The following is an 18,424-nucleotide window of genomic DNA, read 5'->3' as shown; positions in this document are numbered from 1 at the left end:
CGCGGGTCACGCTCCCGGCTTCTGGGTGTGCGGCTTCTCGGTGTGCAGCTTCTCGGTCAGCACGGCGGCGATCCGTGCGAGGGGTTCCGGCCGGGTCAGCTCGCCGTGGGCGCAGGCCAGGCGGTGGCTCTCGATCCGGCCGTCCAGGTACGGCCGCCAGCTCTGCTCGTACGGCCAGTCGGCTGGCTTGCCGGTGGTCGCCCCGAAGAAGACGGCGTCCCCCCGGTAGCGGGCCGGCACGTGCTCGGCCATCAGCTTGCGGTGCCGGTCGAAGACCTCCGGCAGCACGGCCACGGCCTCCCCGAGCACGGCCCGCAGATCGGCGAGGCCCCGGCCGTCCGCCGGGTCGTGGCCGAGCGAGTGCAGCAACTCCGCGAGGGTGTCGGCGGTTTCGACGGGCGGGGCGTCGGCGGTGCGGACCGCCGGGGCGCCGTCGAGCAGGGCCAGCAGGCCGACCTCGGCGCCCTCGGCCCGCAGCCGCACGGCCATCTCCTGCGCGACCACCGCGCCGAAGGACCAGCCCAGCAGGTGGTACGGGCCGTCGGGGCGCACCGCGCGGATCTGCCGCACGTAGTCCTCGGCGATCTCGGCGACGCTCGCCGGTGCGTCGCCGCGCAGGCCCCGGGCCTGGAGGCCGTACACCGGCTGCTCGGGGCCGAGGTGGCGCAGCAGCCCGGAGTAGACCCAGCTGATGCCGGCCGCCGGGTGGACGCAGAACAGCGGGGGCCGGTCGCCGCCGGCGCGCAGCGGCAGCAGGACGTCCAGCGCGTCGGGCGCCGGGCCGTGGTCGAGCCGTCGGGCGAGCCCGGCCACGGTGGGTGTCTCGAACAGCGCCCGCATGCCGGGGTCCGTGCCGAGGGCGCCGCGGACCTCGGCGAGCAGCTTCATGGCGAGCAGGGAATGGCCGCCGAGGTCGAAGAAGTCGTCGTCGATGCCGACGGCCTCCAGGCCGAGCACCTCCGCGAACAGCCCGCACAGGATCGACTCCTGCGGCGTCCGGGCGGCGCGGCCGCCGGCGAGCTGCCCGAAGTCCGGTGCGGGCAGCGCCGTCCGGTCGAGCTTGCCGCTGCCGGTGAGCGGCAGCGCGGCCAGCGGGACGACGGCGGCGGGCAGCATGTAGCCGGGCAGGTGGCCGGCGGCGAAGGCGCGCAGTTCGGCGGGGTCGAGCGGGCCGTCGGCCACCACGTAGGCGACCAGGCGCAGCCCGTCCGCGGCGGGCAGCACGGCGGCGGCGCCGACCCGCGGGTGGAGCGTCAGCACGTGCTCGATCTCGCCGAGTTCGATCCGGAAGCCGCGGATCTTCACCTGGTGGTCGGTGCGGCCGAGGTACTCCAGCTCCCCGTCGCGGGTGCGGCGGGCCAGGTCCCCGGTGCGGTACATGCGCACGCCCGGCTCGAACGGGCAGGCGACGAAGCGTTCCGCCGTCAGGCCGGGGCGGCCCAGGTAGCCGCGGGCCAGGCCCGGGCCGGCCAGGTACAGCTCCCCGGGCACGCCCGGCGGGACGGGGTTGAGGTACTCGTCCAGGAGGTACGCCCGCACCCCGGCGACGGGGCCGCCGAGACCGGGGCGCTCCGCCCCGCCGAGCGGCCGGCCGAGGGCGTAGACGGTGGCCTCGGTCGGGCCGTACAGGTTGTAGGCGGTGGTGCCCGGCGCCGCGCGCAGGCTCGTCCAGAGCTGCTGGCCGACGGCCTCGCCGCCCAGCACCAGGACGGCCGGGGCGGCGCCCTCCAGCAGGCCCTCGGCGAGGAGCTGCTCGGCGTAGGACGGGGTGACGTCCATGGCGCCGATGCCCTCCGCGCGCACGTACCGCACCAGCGCGGCCGGGTCGCGGCGCAGCTCGTCGCCGATCAGGTGCAGCTCGTGCCCGGCGAACATCCAGAGCAGGCTCTCCAGCGACCCGTCGAAGCAGAGCGAGGCGGTGAGCGCGACGCGCAGTCGGCCGTGCAAGGCCTCGGCGGCGGCGATCGGCCCGGCCCGGTGGACGGCCAGCAGGGCGGCGAGGCTGCCGTGCTGGACGACGACGCCCTTGGGGCGGCCGGTGGAGCCGGAGGTGTAGATCAGGTAGGCGGCGTGGCCGGCCGAGGCGCGCGGGGCCGGGTCGGTGTCCGGCCCGGTGGCCTCGGCGAGGGCCAGCACGGGGGCGCCGGCCAGCGCCTCGGGCCGGGGCCAGCCGTCGTCGGTGAGGACGAGGGCGGGGGCCGCGTCGGCGAGGGTGCGGGCGGTGCGGTCGGCCGGGTGGTCGGCGTCCAGCGGCAGGTAGGCCGCGCCGGCCTTGAGCACGGCCAGGGTCGCGATCACGCTCCCGGCCGACCGCGGCAGGGCGAGGGCGACCACGGACTCGGGTCCGATGCCTCGCCCGATCAGGTGGTGGGCGAGCCGGTTGGCGCGGGCGTTCAGCTCGGCGAAGGTCAGCCGGACCTCACCGCAGACCAGCGCGACCGCCTCCGGGGTGCGGGCGGCCTGGGCCGCGAAGGCGGCCGGGACCAGCGGGAGTTCGGCCGGCAGGGCGGCGCCGGCGGTCGGGAGCGCGGCGCGCTCCTCGGCCGACAGCAGCTCGATGCGGCCGATCGGCAGCTCGGGCCGGGCGGCCACCGCCGCCAGCAGCCGGCCGAGGCGCACGGCGATCGCCTCGACCGTCTCCCGGTCGAAGAGGTCGGTGGCGAAGTCGATCGCGCACTCCAGGCCGGCGGGTGCGCCGTCCGCGTCGAAGGACTCGCCGAGGCCCACGCTCAGGTCGAACTTGGCGACCGTCCCGGCGGAGGACACCGCCGAGGCGTCCAGGCCGGCCGCGGCGAGCGGCGCCGAGTCGCCCCGGCCCTCCAGCAGCAGCATCACCTGGAAGAGCGGGTGGCGGGCCAGCGAGCGGGCCGGGTTCAGCTCCTCCACCAGGCGTTCGAAGGGCACGTCCTGGTGGGCGTGGGCGTCGAGCTGGGTCTCCCGGACGCGGGCCAGCAGCTCGGTGAAGCTCGGATCGTCGGACGTGTCGGTGCGCAGGACGAGGGTGTTGACGAAGAAGCCGACCAGCTCGTCCAGCGCCTCGTCGCCGCGCCCGGCCACCACCGAGCCGATCGGGACGTCGGTGCCCGCGCCGAGTCGGGTGAGCAGCGCGGCGAGGGCCGCCTGCACGGTCATGAACATCGTCACCCGGTGCCGGCGCGACAACTCGCCGAGAGCGCGGTGGAGTTCCGCGCCGTACGGGACGACGACCCGCTCGCCGCGGTGCGAGGCGGCCGCGCGGCGCGGCCGGTCGACGGGCAGCGACAGCTCCTCGGGCAGACCGGCCAGCGCCTCGCGCCAGTGGGCGAGCTGGCGGGCGAGCAGGCTCTCCCCGCCCTCCTCCCGGCCGAGCAGCTCGCGCTGCCAGAGCGCGTAGTCGGCGTACTGGACGGGCAGCGGCGCCCACTGCGGGGCCGCGCCGCCGGTGCGGGCCGCGTAGGCCGTGGCGAGGTCGCGCAGCAGCGGGCCCATCGACCAGCCGTCCCCGGCGATGTGGTGCAGGACGAGGGCGAGCAGGTACTCCCCGGGCCCGGCCGGGATGACGTGGGCGCGGACGGGCAGGTCGGCGGCCAGGTCGAAGGGGCGGGCCGTGCAGCTCGCCGGTTCGGTGCCGGGCGGCAGCAGCTCGACCCGGACGCGGGCCTGCCCGGCGGGCAGGATCCGCTGGTAGGGGGTGCCGTCGAACTCCTCGATCAGGGTGCGCAGGCTCTCGTGCCGGGCGACCACGTCGCCGAGGGCGAGCTCCAGCGCGGCGGCGTCCAGCTCGCCCGCCACGCGCAGGACGAGCGGCAGGTTGTAGAGGGCGCTGGGGCCTTCCATCCGGTCGATCAGCCACAGGCGCTGCTGGGCGAAGGACAGCGGGACGCGCTCCGGGCGTTCGCCCGCCGCGCTCAGCGCCGGTCGCCGCGAGCCGGCGCCCAGGCGGGCGGCCAGCCCGGCCACGCTCGGCGCCTCGAAGACGTCCCGGATCCCCAGCTCGGCACCCAGCACCGCCCGCACCCGGCTGAGCAGCCTGGTGGCCAGCAGCGAGTGGCCGCCCAGGTCGAAGAAGTCGTCGTCGATGCCGACGCCCTCCAGACCGAGCACCTCCGCGAACAGCCCGCACAGGATCTCCTCCTGCGGGGTGCGCGCCGCCCGGCCCGCCGACAGCGCCCCGAAGTCCGGCGCGGGCAGCGCCCGGTGGTCCACCTTGCCGCTGCCCGTCAGGGGCAGGGTGTCGAGCAGGACGACGGCGGCCGGCACCATGTAGCCGGGCAGCGACTCGGCGGCGAAGCGCCGCAGCTCGGCGGCGAGTTCGGGCGCCTCCCGATCCACCGTGCAGTAGCCGACCAGGCGGCGGTCGCCGGTGTCGCTCTCCCGGACGGTGACCACGGCCTGGCGGACGGCGGGGTGGCGGGCCAGCACCTGCTCGATCTCGCCGGGTTCGATCCGGAAGCCGCGGATCTTCACCTGGTGGTCGGTGCGGCCGAGGTACTCGACGCCGCCGTCGCGGGTGCGGCGGGCCAGGTCCCCGGTGCGGTACACGCGCGCGCCCGGCTCGAACGGGCAGGCGACGAAGCGCTCCGCCGTCAGGCCCGGCCGCGCCAGGTAGCCGCGGGCCAGGCCGGCGCCCGCGAGGTACAGCTCCCCCGGCACACCCGTCGGGACGGGGTTGAGGTACTCGTCCAGGAGGTACGCCCGCACCCCGGCGATCGGGCCGCCGAGACCGGGGCGCCGCGCCGCGTCGAACGGCTGGGTCAGCGCGTAGACGGTGGCCTCGGTCGGACCGTAGAAGTTGTGGCCCGCGGTGTCGGGGTGCTCCCGCAGCCGCTGCCACAGCGCCTGGCCGACGGCCTCGCCGCCGAGCAGCAGGAGGCGCGGCGCGGGTGCGTCCAGCAGCCCCTCCTCGATCAGCTGCTCGGTGTAGGACGGGGTGAGGTGCAGGGCGTCGATCCCGGCGGCGGCCGTGTGGCGGACCAGCGCCGCCGGGTCGCGGCGCAGCTCGTCGCCGATCAGGTGCAGCTCGTGCCCGGCGAACATCCAGAGCAGGGGCTCCAGGGAGGCGTCGAAGCAGAGCGAGGCGGTGAGCGCGATCCGCTGCCGGCCGTGGGCCTCCTCGGTGCCCCGGATCAGGGCGGCGCGGTGGGCGGCGAGCAGGGCGGCGACGGCGCCGTGCGGCACCACGACGCCCTTGGGGCGGCCGGTGGAGCCGGAGGTGTAGATGACGTAGGCGGCGTCGCCCGGGTCGAGGGCGCACCACCCCGGGTCGGGCGCGGCGTCCTCGGCGTCGTCGGCCGGCGGGGCGTCCTCGGACGGCGGGGCGACGTCCAGGACGGGCAGGCCGGCCAGCACCTCGGGCAGTGGCCAGCGGTCGTCGGTGAGGACGAGCGCCGGGCGGGCGTCGGCGAGCATGTGGGCGGTGCGCTCGGCCGGGTACTCGGCGTCCAGCGGCAGGTAGGCGCCGCCGGCCTTGTGCACGGCGAGCATGGCGACCACCGTCTCCGCCGAACGCGGCAGGGCGAGGGCGACCACCGACTCCCGCCCGGCGCCCGCGGCCCGCAGGCGGTGGGCGAGCCGCTCGGCCCGGGTGTCCAGTTCGGCGAAGGTCAGCCGGACCTCGCCGCAGACCAGCGCGACGGCCTCCGGGGTGCGGGCGGCCTGGGCCGCGAAGGCGGCGGGCAGCAGCGGGAGTTCGGCCGGCAGGGCGGCGCCGGCCGCCGGGAGCGCGGCGCGCTCCTCGGCCGACAGCAGCTCGATCCGGCCGATCGGCAGCTCGGGCCGGGCGGCCACCGCCGCCAGCAGCCGGCCGAGGCGCACGGCGACGGCCTCGACCGTCTCCCGGTCGAAGAGGTCGGTGGCGAAGTCGAGGGCGCAGTCGATCCCGGCGGGCTCGCCGTCGGGGCCGAAGGACTCCTCGGCGATCAGGCTGAGGTCGAACTTGGCGGAGCCGTTGCCCGCCGCGAGCGGCTCGACGTGCAGGCCCGCCGTGGCCGGCTCGGCCCGCTCGTTGCTCTGGAGCACCAGCATGATCTGGAACAGCGGGTGGCGGGCCAGCGAGCGGGCCGGCCTGAGCTCCTCCACCAGGCGCTCGAAGGGCACGTCCTGGTGGGCGTAGGCGCCGAGGGCGGTCTCCCGGGCGCGGCCGAGCAGTTCGGCGAAGCTCGGGTTCCCGGACGTGTCGGTGCGCAGCACCAGGGTGTTGACGAAGAAGCCGACCAGCTCGTCCAGCGCCTCGTCGGAGCGCCCGGCCACCACCGAGCCGATCGGGACGTCGGTGCCCGCGCCGAGGCGGGTGAGCAGCGCGGCGAGGGCCGCCTGCACGGTCATGAACAGGGTGACCCGGTGGGCCCGGGAGAGCGCGACCAGTTCGCGGTGGCACTCGGCGTCCAGGGTGAGCGCCACCCGGTCGCCGCGGTGGGAGGCGACGGGCGGGCGGGGGCGGTCCAGCGGCAGCGTCGCCTCGTCCGGGAGGTCCGCCAGGGTCTCGCGCCAGTGGGCGAGCTGGCGGGCCGCCAGGCTCTCGGGGTCGCTCTCCTCGCCGAGCAGCTCGCGCTGCCAGAGCGCGTAGTCGGCGTACTGGACGGGCAGCGGCGCCCGGCCGGGGGCGGCGCCCTCGGCGCGGGCCGCGTAGGCGCCGGTGAGGTCGCGGACCAGCGGGCCGAGGGACCAGCCGTCGCTGGCGATGTGGTGCAGCGCCAGGACCAGCACGTGCTCCTCGGCCGCGACCCTCAGCAGGGCGGCGCGGACGGGGAGTTCGGTGCGCAGGTCGAAGGCGTGGCGGCACAGTCCGGCCACCGTGGCGGCCACCTCGTCGGCGGGGCAGTCCCGGGTGTCGAGCGGGACCACGGCCTCCCCGGCCGGAAGGACGCGCTGGTAGGGGGTGCCGTCGAACTCCTCGATCAGGGTGCGCAAGCTCTCGTGCCGGGCGACCACGTCGCCGAGGGCGAGCTCCAGCGCGGCGGCGTCCAGCTCCCCCGTCAGGCGCAGCGCCAGCGGCGCGTTGTAGAGGGCGCTGGGGCCTTCCATCCGGTCGATCAGCCACAGGCGCTGCTGGGCGAAGGACAGCGGGACGCGGTCGGGGCGCTCACGGTCCGTACCGAGCGCCGCCCGCTCGGAGCCGGCGCCCAGGCGGGCGGCCAGCCCGGCCACGCTCGGCGCCTCGAAGACGTCCCGGATCCCCAGCTCGGCACCCAGCGCCGCCCGCACCCGGCTGAGCAGCTTGGTGGCCAGCAGCGAGTGGCCGCCGAGGTCGAAGAAGTCGTCGTCGATGCCGACGCCCTCCAGGCCGAGCACCTCCGCGAACAGCCCGCACAGGATCTCCTCCTGCGGGGTGCGCGCCGCCCGGCCGGCCGACAGCGCCCCGAAGTCCGGTGCCGGGAGGGCGGACCGGTCCAGCTTGCCGTTGGCGTTCAGCGGCAGCGCGTCCAGCGGCACGATCGCGGCCGGCAGCATGTAGCCGGGCAGCGTCCGGGCGGCGGTGGCGCGCAGCTCGGCCGGGTCGAGCGGGCCGTCGGCGACCACGTACGCGACCAGGCGCAGCCCGTCCCCGTCGGGCAGGACGGCCGCCTGGAGCACCCGCGGGTGGGCGGTCAGGGCGCGCTCGATCTCGCCGGGTTCGATCCGGAAGCCGCGGATCTTCACCTGGTGGTCGGTGCGGCCGAGGTACTCCAGCTCCCCGTCGCGGGTGCGGCGCACCAGGTCCCCGGTGCGGTACATGCGCGCGCCCGGCTCGAACGGGCAGGCTACGAAGCGCTCCGCCGTCAGGCCCGGCCGCGCCAGGTAGCCGCGGGCCAGGCCGGCGCCCGCGAGGTACAGCTCCCCCGGCACCCCCGCCGGGACGGGATTGAGGTACTCGTCGAGGACGTGGCAGCGGGTGCCGGCGACGGTGCGTCCGAGGACGGGCCGCCCGGTGGCCTCCAGCGGGTGGGTCAGGGCGTCGACGGTGCACTCGGTCGGGCCGTAGAGGTTGTGGGCGGCGGTGCCCGGGGCCTCGCGCAGCCGCGTCCAGAGCGCCTGGCCGACGGCCTCGCCGCCGAGCAGCACCAGGGCCGGCGCGGGCTCCTCCAGCAGGCCCTCCTCGATCAGCTGCTCGGCGTAGGAGGGCGTCACCTCCAGGACGCCGATGCCCTGCTCGCGCGCGTGGCGGACCAGGGCCCGGGCGTCGCGCCGTACGTCGCCGCCGATCAGGTGCAGCTCGTGGCCGGCGACCAGCCACAGCAGGCCGTCCCAGGAGGCGTCGAAGCAGAGCGAGGCGGTGAGCGCGACCCGCTGCCGGGCGACCCCGGCCATCACGCCCGCGCGGTGGGCGGCCAGCAGCGCGGCGATGCCGCCGTGCGGCACCACGACGCCCTTGGGGCGGCCGGTGGAGCCGGAGGTGAAGATGACGTAGGCGGCGTCGGCCGCCGTGGCCCGCGGCGCCGGGTCGGTCTGCGGGCCTTCCGCGCCCTCGGCGAGGTCGAGCGCGGGGTGCCCGTCGAGCACCTCGGGCAGCGGCCAGCGGTCGTCGGTGAGTACCAGCGCCGGGCGGGCCTCGGCCAGCATGTGCGCCGTCCGCTCGGCCGGGTACTCGGCGTCCAGCGGCAGGTGGGCGCCGCCGGCCTTGAGCACCGCGAGGACGGCCACCACCGTCTCGGCCGAGCGCGGCAGGGCCAGCGCCACCACGCGCTCGGGGCCGATGCCCCGGGCGATCAGCGTGTGGGCGAGCCGGTTGGCCCGGGCGTTCAGCTCGGCGAAGGTCAGCGAGAGCTCGCCGCAGACCAGGGCCACCGCGTCCGGCGTGGCCGCGGCCTGCGCCTCGAAGACGGCCGGCACCAGGGGCACCGTCGCGGGCAGCGGGGTGTGGTCGCCCGCCTCCGCGGCCCGCCGCCCGGCGGGCAGGACGTCCAGCCCGGCGACGGACCGCCGGGGGTCGGCGGCGACCTGGCGGAGGACCGACTCCAGGGCGGCGGCCAGCTGTTCGGCGCTCCCGCGGTCGAACAGGTCGGTGGCGTACTCCAGCACGCCGGCCAGCCCCGCGGCGGCGCCCTCGGCGCCCTGCCGCTCGACCAGGCGCAGGGTGAGGTCGAAGGTGGCCGTCCCGAAGTCGACCGGCTCCTCCGTCACCGTCACGCCGGGCAGGTCCGGGCCGTCCTCGGCGGCGCCCGCGAAGGCCAGCATCACCTGGAACAGCGGGTGGCAGGCGGTCGACCGGGTCGGGTTCAGCTCCTCCACCAGGCGCTCGAAGGGCACGTCCTGGTGGGCGTGGGCGGCCAGGTCGCTCTCCCGGACCCTCGCCAGCAGCTCGGCGAAGCTCGGGCGGCCGGACAGGTCGGTGCGCAGCACCAGGGTGTTGGCGAAGAAGCCGACCAGCTCCTGCACGGCCTCGTCGAGGCGGCCGGCCAGCGGGGTGCCGATGGGCAGGTCGGTGCCCGCGCCGAAGCGGTGCAGCAGGGTGGCGTACGCGGCCCGCAGGACCATGAAGAGGGTCACGCCGTGCTCGGCGGCGAGCGCGGTGAGCCGGGCGTGCAGGTCGGCGTCGAACTCCAGCGGGACGACCGCGCCGCGGTGGCTGGCGACCGGCGGGCGGGGGCGGTCCAGCGGCAGCGGGAGTTCCTCGGGCGCGCCGGCCAGCGCCTCGCGCCAGTGGGCGAGCTGGCGGGAGAGCGGGCTCTCGGGGTCGTCCTGGTCGCCGAGCAGCTCGTGCTGCCAGAGCGCGTAGTCGGCGTACTGGACGGGCAGCGGCTCCCACGGCGGGGCGTCGCCGGCGAGGCGGGCCCGGTAGGCGTCGGTGAGGTCGCGGTAGAGCGGGCCCAGCGAGGCGCCGTCCCCGGCGATGTGGTGGACGACCAGGACCAGCACGTGCTCCTCGGCCCCCTCGGGCCGCAGGTAGGCGTGGACCGGGAGGTCGGTGGCGAGGTCGAAGGTGTGGCCGGCGAGTTCGTCGCTCGGGCGGTCGGTGACGGTGAGCAGGCCGGTCGCGGGGGCGTCGAGGACGCGCTGGTACGGGGTGCCGTCGTGCTCGCCGAAGACGGTGCGCAGGGCCTCGTGCCGGTGCACGACGTCGCCGAGGGCGGCCTCCAGGGCGGCGGGGTCGAGCGGGCCGCGCAGCCGCAGGGCGAGGGTGACGTTGTAGGTGGCCGAGGGGCCGTCGGCCCGGGCCAGGAACCAGAGCCGGCGCTGGGCGAAGGAGAGCGGCACCCGCTCGGGCCGGGCGACGGGCCGCAGCGCCGGGCGGGCCGGGGCGGGGGTGCCGGTCGCGCGGTCGGCGAGCCGGTCGGCGAGCCCGGCGACGGTCGGGGCCTGGAAGAGGTCGCCGATGGCGAGTTCGACGCCGAGCTCGGTGCGGGCCCGGCCGACCAGGCGGGTGGCGACCAGGGAGTGGCCGCCGAGGGCGAAGAAGTCGTCGTCGATGGTGATGTCGTCGATGCCGAGGAGTTCGCCGTAGAGCTCGCAGAGCACCCGTTCGCGCTCGTCGCGGGGGGCGCGCCCGGTGTCGTCGGCGGCGAGGTCGGGGGCGGGCAGGGCGCGGCGGTCGACCTTGCCGTTGGCGTTGAGCGGCAGCGCGTCCAGCAGGACGACCACGGCGGGGACCATGTAGCCGGGCAGCACGGTGCCGGCGAAGGCGCGCAGGTCGGCCGGGGTGAGCGAGGCCTCGGCGGTGCAGTAGGCGACCAGCCGGGTGTCGCCGGGGCGGTCCTCGCGGGCGATCACGATGACCTGGCGGACGGCGGGGTGGCGGGACAGCGCCGCCTCGATCTCGCCGAGTTCGATCCGGAAGCCGCGCAGCTTGACCTGCCCGTCGATCCGGCCGAGGAACTCCACGGCGCCGTCGGCGCGCAGCCGCACCAGGTCCCCGGTGCGGTACATCCTCCCGCCGGGCAGGTACGGGCAGGCGACGAAGCGTTCGGCGGTCAGGCCGGGACGGCCCAGGTAGCCGCGGGCCAGGCCGGCGCCCGCGAGGTACAGCTCGCCGGGGACGCCGGGCGGGACGGGGCGCAGCCGGGCGTCGAGGACGTAGCTGCGCATGTTGTCGAGCGGGCCGCCGATCGGCACCCGGGGGCCGTCGAGGTCGGCGGGGGCGAGCGGGTGGTGGGTGGCGAAGGTGGTGGTCTCGGTGGGGCCGTAGACGTGGGCGAGCAGCAGCTCGGGGCAGGCCTCCAGGACCCGGCGCAGCAGCACCCCGGAGGCGGCCTCGCCGCCGGTGCAGACGACGCGCAGGGCGGCGAAGGTCTCCGGGGCCTGCTCGGCGACGAGGTCGAACAGGGCCTTGGTGAGGAAGACGGCGGTGACGTCGTGGCGGGTGGTGACGGCGTGCAGGGCGGTGGCGTCGAGGGCGCCGGGCGGGGCGACCACGACGGTGCCGCCGGCCAGCAGCGGCGTCCAGATCTCGTAGGTGGCGGCGTCGAAGGCGTGCGGGGAGTGCAGCAGGACGCGCTGGTGGCGGCCGTCCTGCCAGCGCCGGTCGGCGGCGAGGTCGAGCACGTCGCGGTGGCGCACGGCGACGCCCTTGGGGCGGCCGGTGGAGCCGGAGGTGTACATCGCGTAGGCGAGCTGGTCCGGGTGGACGGGCACGCCGGGGCGGTGGGCCGGGGCGCCGGCCTCGTCGCCGGGGCGGACCACGGCGGCGGCGTGCGGGAAGCCCGGGTCGGCGCGGTCGGTGAGCAGCACGGGGGCGCCGGTGTCGGCGAGCACGCCGGCCATCCGCTCGGGCGGCAGGCCGGGGTGCATGGGGACGTAGCAGCCGCCGGCCTTGAGGACGGCCAGGGTGGCGACGACGACGTCGGCGGAGCGCTCCATCAGCATCGCGACGGGGGTCTCGGGGCCGACGCCGAGGGCGGTGAGGTGGTGGGCGAGGCGGTTGGCGCGGGTGTCGAGTTCGGCGTAGGTCAGGGTGCCGCTGTCGTGGACGAGGGCGGTGGCGTGCGGGGTGCGGTCGGCCCGGCGCTCGAAGGACTCGACGAGGGTGCCGCTCCACCGGGGGGCGTCGGTGGCGTTCCATTCGACGAGGATGCGGGTGCGCTCCTCGGGGGCGAGCACGTCCAGGGTGGCGATGGGCGCCCGCGGGTCGGCGGCGGCGCCGGCCAGCAGCCGGCCGAGCCGGTCGGCGAGGGCGGTGACGGTGGCGCGGTCGTAGAGGTCGGCGGCGTACTCGATCGAGCCGGTGAGTCCGGCGGGGGCGCCGTCCGGGCCGTGCTGTTCGGCGATGCCGATGTTGAGGTCGAACTTGGCGACGCGCAGGCCGATCGGTTCCGGTGCGCTCTCCAGCCCGGGCAGGTCGGGTGCGGTGTCCTGCCCGTGGTTCTGCAGCACCAGCAGGGTCTGGAACAGCGGGTGGCGGCCGAGCGCGCGGGGCGGGTTGAGCTCCTCGACGAGGCGCTCGAAGGGGAGATCCTGGTGGGCGAAGGCGTCGAGCTGGGCCTCCCGGACCCGGCCGAGCAGCTCGGCGAAGCTCGGGTCGCCGGACGTGTCGGCCCTCAGCACCAGGGAGTTGACGAAGAAGCCGACCAGGTCGTCCAGGGCCTCGTCGGCGCGCCCGGCGACGCCGGTGCCGAGCGGGATGTCGGTGCCGGCGCCGAGCCGGGTGAACAGGGCGGCCAGGCCGGCCTGGAGGACGGTGAACAGGGTGGTGCGGTGGGTGCGGGCGAGGGTGAGCAGGGCGGTGTGCAGACCGGCGTCCCAGGCGAGGTCGACGGAGTCGGCGGCGCCGGTGGGGGCGGGCGGTCGGGGGCGGTCGGTCGGCAGCTCCAGTTCCTCCGGCAGGCCCGCCAACGCGGTTCGCCAGTAGTTGAGTTGACGGGCGAGCAGGCTCTCGGGGTCGCGCTCGTCGCCGAGCAGGTCGCGCTGCCAGAGCGCGTAGTCGGCGTACTGGATCGGCAGCGGCTCCCACGACGGGGCGTCGCCGGCGAGGCGGGCCCGGTAGGCCTCGGCGAGGTCGCGCAGCAGGGGGCCGAGCGACCAGCCGTCGCCGGCGATGTGGTGGAGCACGACGAGCAGCACGTGCTCGGTCGGGGAGAGGGTGAACACCGTGACCCGGATGGGCAGTTCGCGGCTCAGGTCGAAGGTCTCGGCGGCGGCCGCGTCCCGGTGGGCGGGGTAGTCGGCCGGTGCGCGGTCCAGCACCAGGAAGCGCGGCCGCGCCTCCTCGGCGGGCAGGATCCGCTGCACCGGGACTCCCCCGACCACCGGGAACACCGTGCGGAGGGCCTCGTGCCGGGCGACCACGTCCGCCGTCGCGGCGCGCAGCGCGGCGGTGTCGAGCTCGCCGCACAGGCGCAGGGCGAACGGCAGGTTGTACAGCGCGGTCGGCCCCTCGATCTGGTCGATCAGCCAGAGACGCTGTTGGGCGTACGAAACCGGGATCACGGTGCTTCCTCTACTCACGTCACGGCACGGCACGGGGTGTTCGGGATGGGGACGGTCGGTCGGCGGTCAGACGGCGGCCAGGTCCGGGCGGACGCTGGGCCGGCAGTCCAGGACGTCGACCGGCTGTCCCATCGAGACGGCGATCCTGCGGTCGCCGCGGTACGGGTCCCGGCCGTGTGCGCAGAGCACGTTGTCGACCAGCATCACGTCGCCGACCTGCCACCGCTCGCGAACGGTCGCGGCGTGGTACGCCTCGTTGAGGGCGTCGACGTCGGCGCTTCCGAGCGGTTCGGCGTCACCGAATCCGGTGTTGAACGGCAGGCCGTCCGGGCCGAACTCCTCGGTCATCGCCTCGTGGATGTCCGGGTCGAGCGACCACTCGTTCCAGAACGCGAGGTGGTTGAACCAGACCTCCTCACCCGTGCGCGGGTGGTGGATGGTGGCGGGGCGCAGCTGGCTGGTGCGCAGGTTGCCGTCCGGGCGCCACTCGCAGGTGATGCCGTTCTCCCGGCAGTAGGCCTCGACCTCGGCGGGGTCCTCGGTGGCGAAGGCGGTGCGCCAGCCGAGGGAGACGTAGTCCGAGTAGGCGCGGGTGAGCGTCCAGCCGGAGGTCCGCCCCCGCTCGACCAGGTGTGCCGGCAGGTGGTCGAGCACCTTGCGGCAGTCGGCGGTCGGGGTGGCCCCGCCCTCCTCGGGGGCGATCAGGCAGGCGAAGAGCAGCCGGCCGGGGAACGTGAGGGTGTAGCTGTTCTCGTTGTGCATCCGGATCGGCTGGGCCGGCGGCAGGTCGGTCGAGGAGAAGACCCCGTTGCCGTAGTCGCTGCGCGGGGTGGCCTTCTCGCGGTAGGGGGTGCGCTCGGGGATGAGCACGTCGCGCACGGCCGCGACGTCCTCGGTGCTCGCGACCGGCAGGCCGCGCAGGAAGATCGTGCCGTGGCGGTGCAGGGCGTCGGTGAGCTCGGTCTCGTTCTCCCGCAGCCAGTCGCAGGCCTCTCCGAGGTCGGCGGTGCGCGGGGCGTGGGCGAGGGCCGGGCGGCCGGGGTTCAGTTCCCAGGTCGGCATGGTGGCGCTCACTGGTGGGCGAGGGAGGCGACCAGGCTGGCGGGCCTGATGTCGGTCCAGTTGGCCTCGATGTAGTCCAGGCAGCCCTGGCGGGTGTCCTCGCCGTGGACGGTGGTCCAGCCGGCGGGCACGTCGATCCAGACCGGCCAGAGGGAGTGCTGGTTCTCGTCGTTGGCCAGGACCAGGTAGCCGGCGTTGTCGTCCTCGAACGGGTTGCTCATGGTGTCCTCCTTGGGTTGATTCGAAGGTACGGGCGGCCCGGGGCCCGCAACGGCAGGAGGCGAGGCAGGTACGCGGCAGTTCGGTGCGGGTGGCTGCCGCCGTCGGGCGTCAGCGCGGGAGGAGGCGGACCGGGAAGCGGTCCAGGCCGAAGTTGATGATCGAGCGGTTGTGGGTGACCGGCCCGGTCGGCTCGATGACGGCGACGCGTTCCAGCATCGCCGTGAACAGGGCGCCGAGTTCGGCCTTGGCCAGCGGTGCGCCGATGCAGTAGTGGGCGCCGAGGCCGAGGGCGAGGTGCTTGTTGGGGCTGCGGTCGAGCAGGATCTCCTCGGGCCGGTCGAAGGCCTCCGGGTCCCGGTTGGCGGACCACACCCAGACGGCGACCCGGTCGCCGCGCCGGATGGCGTGGCCGTCGAGTTCGGTGTCCCGGCTCGCGGTGCGCAGGGTGTGCAGCCCGACCGAGGTCCAGCGCAGGAGTTCGTCCAGGGCCGAGTCCATGCCGACCTCGCCGCGCTGCAGCTTCCGCCACAGTTCCGGGTTCCGGGTGAGGGTGTGGAGGCCCATGGCGGCGGTGTGACGGACCGTCTGGACGCCGCCGACCACGATGTTGTCCAGGTTGAGCACGACGTCCTCGACCGGCAGCAGCTTGCCGCCGACCCGGTAGGTCGCCATCTTGCTGATCAGGTCGTCCTTCGGGTTCGTCCGGCGCAGCATCACCTGGTGCAGCAGGTACGGGATGAGCTGCTGGTGGCCGGCCCGGCGCTCCTCGGGGGTGTTGCCGAGGAACGCGACGTCGCAGACCCGTTCGACCATCTCGCGGTCCTGCTCGGGGACGTCCAGGAGGTCGCACATGACGGACAGCGGGAGGGCGGAGACGGCGTCGACGAGGTCGACCTCGCCCAGTTCGACGGCCTTCTCGACGATCGAGGCGGCGAGGTCGGTGATGCCGCGGGCGGCGCCGCGCACCGGGCCGGGGGCGAAGAACGGGTTGGCGGGGGCGCGCAGTTCGCGGTGCCGGGGCGGGTCGGTGAGGGCCATCATCCGGCCGGAGCCGACCGGGACGTTGCCCTCGCCGGCGCCGAGCAGCGAGCCCTGTTCGGAGCTGTAGAGGGCGGCGTTGCGCAGCACCTCGGCGGAGTGCCGGTAGGAGAGCACCGACCAGACCTGCCCGTCGTCGACGGTGTCGGTGCGGTGGACGGCGGACTCCCGGCGCAGCTCCGCGACCAGCGCGGGGGTGTCGGGGCGGGCCCACAGGTCGGGGTCGGTGAGGTCGACCGCGGTGGTGGTTGGCATCAGTGCTCCGTCGTGGACTGGTGGGCGGCGCCGGGCCGCGCGATGAGGGAGGAGAGCAGGTCGACCGGGCCGGGCCCGTCGACGGTGGCGAGCAGGTGGCCGCCGGGGACGACGTGGTGGCCGGAGCCGCCGCGGGTGTGGGCGGCCCAGCCTTCGAGGCCGCCCACGGCGAGGAGGGGGTCCTCGACGCCGACGACGGTGTGCAGGGCGGAGCCGATCGGCGGGTGGGGCCGGGGCCGGTAGGTGTCGACCACGGCCAGGTCGGTGCGGATGCCGCGCAGCGCGTTCTCCTTCAGGTCGGCGTCGCCCTCGACGAGTTCGCCCATCCCGGCCAGCCGCAGCAGTTCGTCGGCGGTGTACCGGGGGCGGTCCGCCCCGGCCCAGGCGGCGGGCGGCGAGGCGGCGGCGACGACGACCAGCTCGGGGCGCCGCTCGGCGGGCAGCGCCCGGGCGACCTCGTAGCCGAGGAGGGCGCCGAAGCTCTGCCCGTAGAAGCCGAACCGGCCGGTCAGGTGCGGGGTGAGGGCCTCCAGGACGGCGTCGACCAGCAGGTCGAAGCTCGCGGGCATCGGGTGGCCGAGCCGGCCGCCGCGGGCCGGCGGTCGCAGCGCCCAGACCTCGGCGGCCGGGGCGAGGGCGCGGGCGAGCGGGGTGTAGGCGGTGGCGTCGCCCCCGGCGTGCGGGAAGCAGAACAGCCGGTAGGGGCGGTGGGGTTGGGGCGCGGGGACGAACAGCCAGTCCCCCTCGACGCGGGGCCGCACCCGCAGCGCGGTGGTCATGCGCCGGCCGCCCGGGCGCGGGCGGTCAGGGCGGGCCGGGGGGCGGCGGTGCCGGCCGCGGCGGCCTGCCCGACGGTGGCGGTGAAGGCGGCCAGGTCGGCCGAGTCGAGCAGGTGGCGCAGCTGGAGTTCGATGCCGAGCCGGCGGCGCAGCAGGTGGACGACCCGCAGCGCGGCGATCGAGTGGCCGCCGAGCGAGAAGAAGTCGTCGGTGGGCCGGACGCCGGTGACGCCGAGCACGGTGCTCCAGACCTCGGCGACCCGCTCCGCCAGTCCGCCGGTGCCGGCCGCCGCCTCCTGCGCGGGGGCGGCGGGGGCGGCGGGGACGGGCAGCGCCGCCAGGTCGACCTTGCCGTTGGGGGTGAGCGGCAGGGCGTCCAGCACGGTGATCACCGAGGGCACCAGGTGGGCGGGCACGGTGGCCCGCAGCCGCTCGGTCAGCTCGGCGGCGGTGACGGCGCCGGTGACGTAGCCGGCCAGGCGCCGGTCGCCGGGGGCGGGTTCGTGGACGGTGACGGCGGCGGCCTGGACGCCCGTCAGCCGGGCCAGGGCGTGCTCGACCTCGCCGAGCTCGATCCGGTAGCCGCGCAGCTTGACCTGGCGGTCCACCCGGCCGACGTACTCCAGCCGGCCGCCCTCGCCGCGCCGGGCCTGGTCGCCGGTGCGGTACATCCGGGCTCCCGGCCCGCCGGACGGGTCGGCGACGAAGCGCTCGGCGGTCAGTGCGGGCCGGCCGACGTAGCCGTGGGCGAGTCCGGGCCCGGCCAGGTACAGCTCGCCGACGACGCCGTCGGGGACGGCGGCGAGCTTCTCGTCCAGCAGGTGCAGGCGCACCCCGGGCAGCGGTTCGCCCAGGTGCGGCCCGGGGCCGCTGATCGGCGCGGTGACGGCGTCGACGGTGCACTCGGTGGGCCCGTACAGGTTGAGCGCGTCGATGCCGCCGTCGGCCAGCTCCCGCCAGGTGCGCTCGGGGACGGGCTCGCCGCCCATGAACAGCCGCGGCACCCGGGCGCCGGCGAGCGGCTCGCGCAGCAGCTCCCAGTGCGAGGGGGTCAGGTCGAGGTCGGTGACGGCGTGCTGGGCCAGCAGGGCGGCGACCCGGGCCGGGTCGGCGCGGTGCTCCTCGCCGATGACCAGGACGGTGTCGCCGCGGCAGATCCGGGCCCACTGCTGGACGGAGGCGTCGAAGGAGACGCTGGCGTTCCAGCCGACCACGCCGGGCCCGGCGCGGTAGGCGCCGGTGGCCTCCAGGGCCTCGACCAGGGCGGCGACGGCGCCGCGCGGCACCTCGACGCCCTTGGGGCGGCCGGTGGAGCCGGAGGTGTGGATGACGTAGGCCGGGTCGAGCGGGTGCGCCCCGGTCGGCAGGTCGGGCCCGTCGGCGGCGGCGTCCGGGCGCAGCACCGGCACGCCCTCGGCGGCCGGGAGGCCGTCGGCGCTGATCAGGGCGGCGAGCCCGGCGTCGGTGGCCATGAAGGCGAGCCGCTCGGCGGGGTAGGCCGGGTCGAGCGGGACGTAGGCGGCGCCGGCCCGCCAGACGGCGAGCAGGGCGACCGGCAGGTCGGCGGTGCGGCCGAGGTGGACGCCGACCCGGTCGCCGCGGCCGACGCCGAGGGCGCGCAGGGCGCGGGCCAGGGCGGCGGTGCGGCGGTCGAGTTCGGCGAAGTCCAGGCGGTCGGCGCCGGCCAGCACGGCGGTGCGCTCGGGGTGGGCGGCGACGGTGGCGCGCAGGCGGTCCAGCAGATCGGTCAT

At 76.4% G+C, this 18,424-nt stretch carries 6 protein-coding genes; all 6 read right to left on the bottom strand.

The features are described from left to right. Window positions 1-6: 6 nt before the first annotated feature. A complete protein-coding gene (locus ACFWJ4_RS10755) occupies window positions 7-13,317 on the bottom strand; it encodes an amino acid adenylation domain-containing protein (RefSeq protein ID WP_380541759.1) in 13,311 nt (4,436 codons plus the stop codon). A gap of 66 nt (window positions 13,318-13,383) precedes the next feature. Beyond that, complete coding sequence (locus ACFWJ4_RS10750) at window positions 13,384-14,379, bottom strand: TauD/TfdA family dioxygenase (protein WP_359898259.1); 996 nt, start codon at window positions 14,377-14,379, stop codon at window positions 13,384-13,386. Between the two features lie 8 nt (window positions 14,380-14,387). Next, on the bottom strand, window positions 14,388-14,600 hold the full coding sequence (locus ACFWJ4_RS10745; RefSeq protein ID WP_189922088.1) for an MbtH family protein: 213 nt from the start codon (window positions 14,598-14,600) through the stop codon (window positions 14,388-14,390). A gap of 109 nt (window positions 14,601-14,709) precedes the next feature. Beyond that, a complete protein-coding gene (locus ACFWJ4_RS10740; protein WP_380541756.1) occupies window positions 14,710-15,894 on the bottom strand; it encodes a cytochrome P450 in 1,185 nt (394 codons plus the stop codon). Continuing rightward, window positions 15,894-16,673 carry a thioesterase II family protein gene (locus tag ACFWJ4_RS10735; protein ID WP_380541753.1) on the bottom strand — a complete coding sequence of 260 codons (780 nt, stop codon included), beginning with the start codon at window positions 16,671-16,673 and terminating at the stop codon, window positions 15,894-15,896. The genes ACFWJ4_RS10740 and ACFWJ4_RS10735 overlap by 1 nt, the downstream gene beginning before the upstream one ends. Beyond that, the gene (locus tag ACFWJ4_RS10730; RefSeq protein ID WP_380541750.1) at window positions 16,670-18,424 is read right to left on the bottom strand and encodes a non-ribosomal peptide synthetase; all 1,755 of its coding nucleotides are present in this window, start codon (window positions 18,422-18,424) and stop codon (window positions 16,670-16,672) included. Before ACFWJ4_RS10730 ends, ACFWJ4_RS10735 begins: the two co-directional genes overlap by 4 nt.

The sequence above is a fragment of the Kitasatospora sp. NPDC127067 genome, assembly GCF_042724755.1.
GTDB lineage: Bacteria > Actinomycetota > Actinomycetes > Streptomycetales > Streptomycetaceae > Kitasatospora > Kitasatospora lactacystinica.
This window is presented reverse-complemented; position numbering and strand designations above follow the sequence as displayed.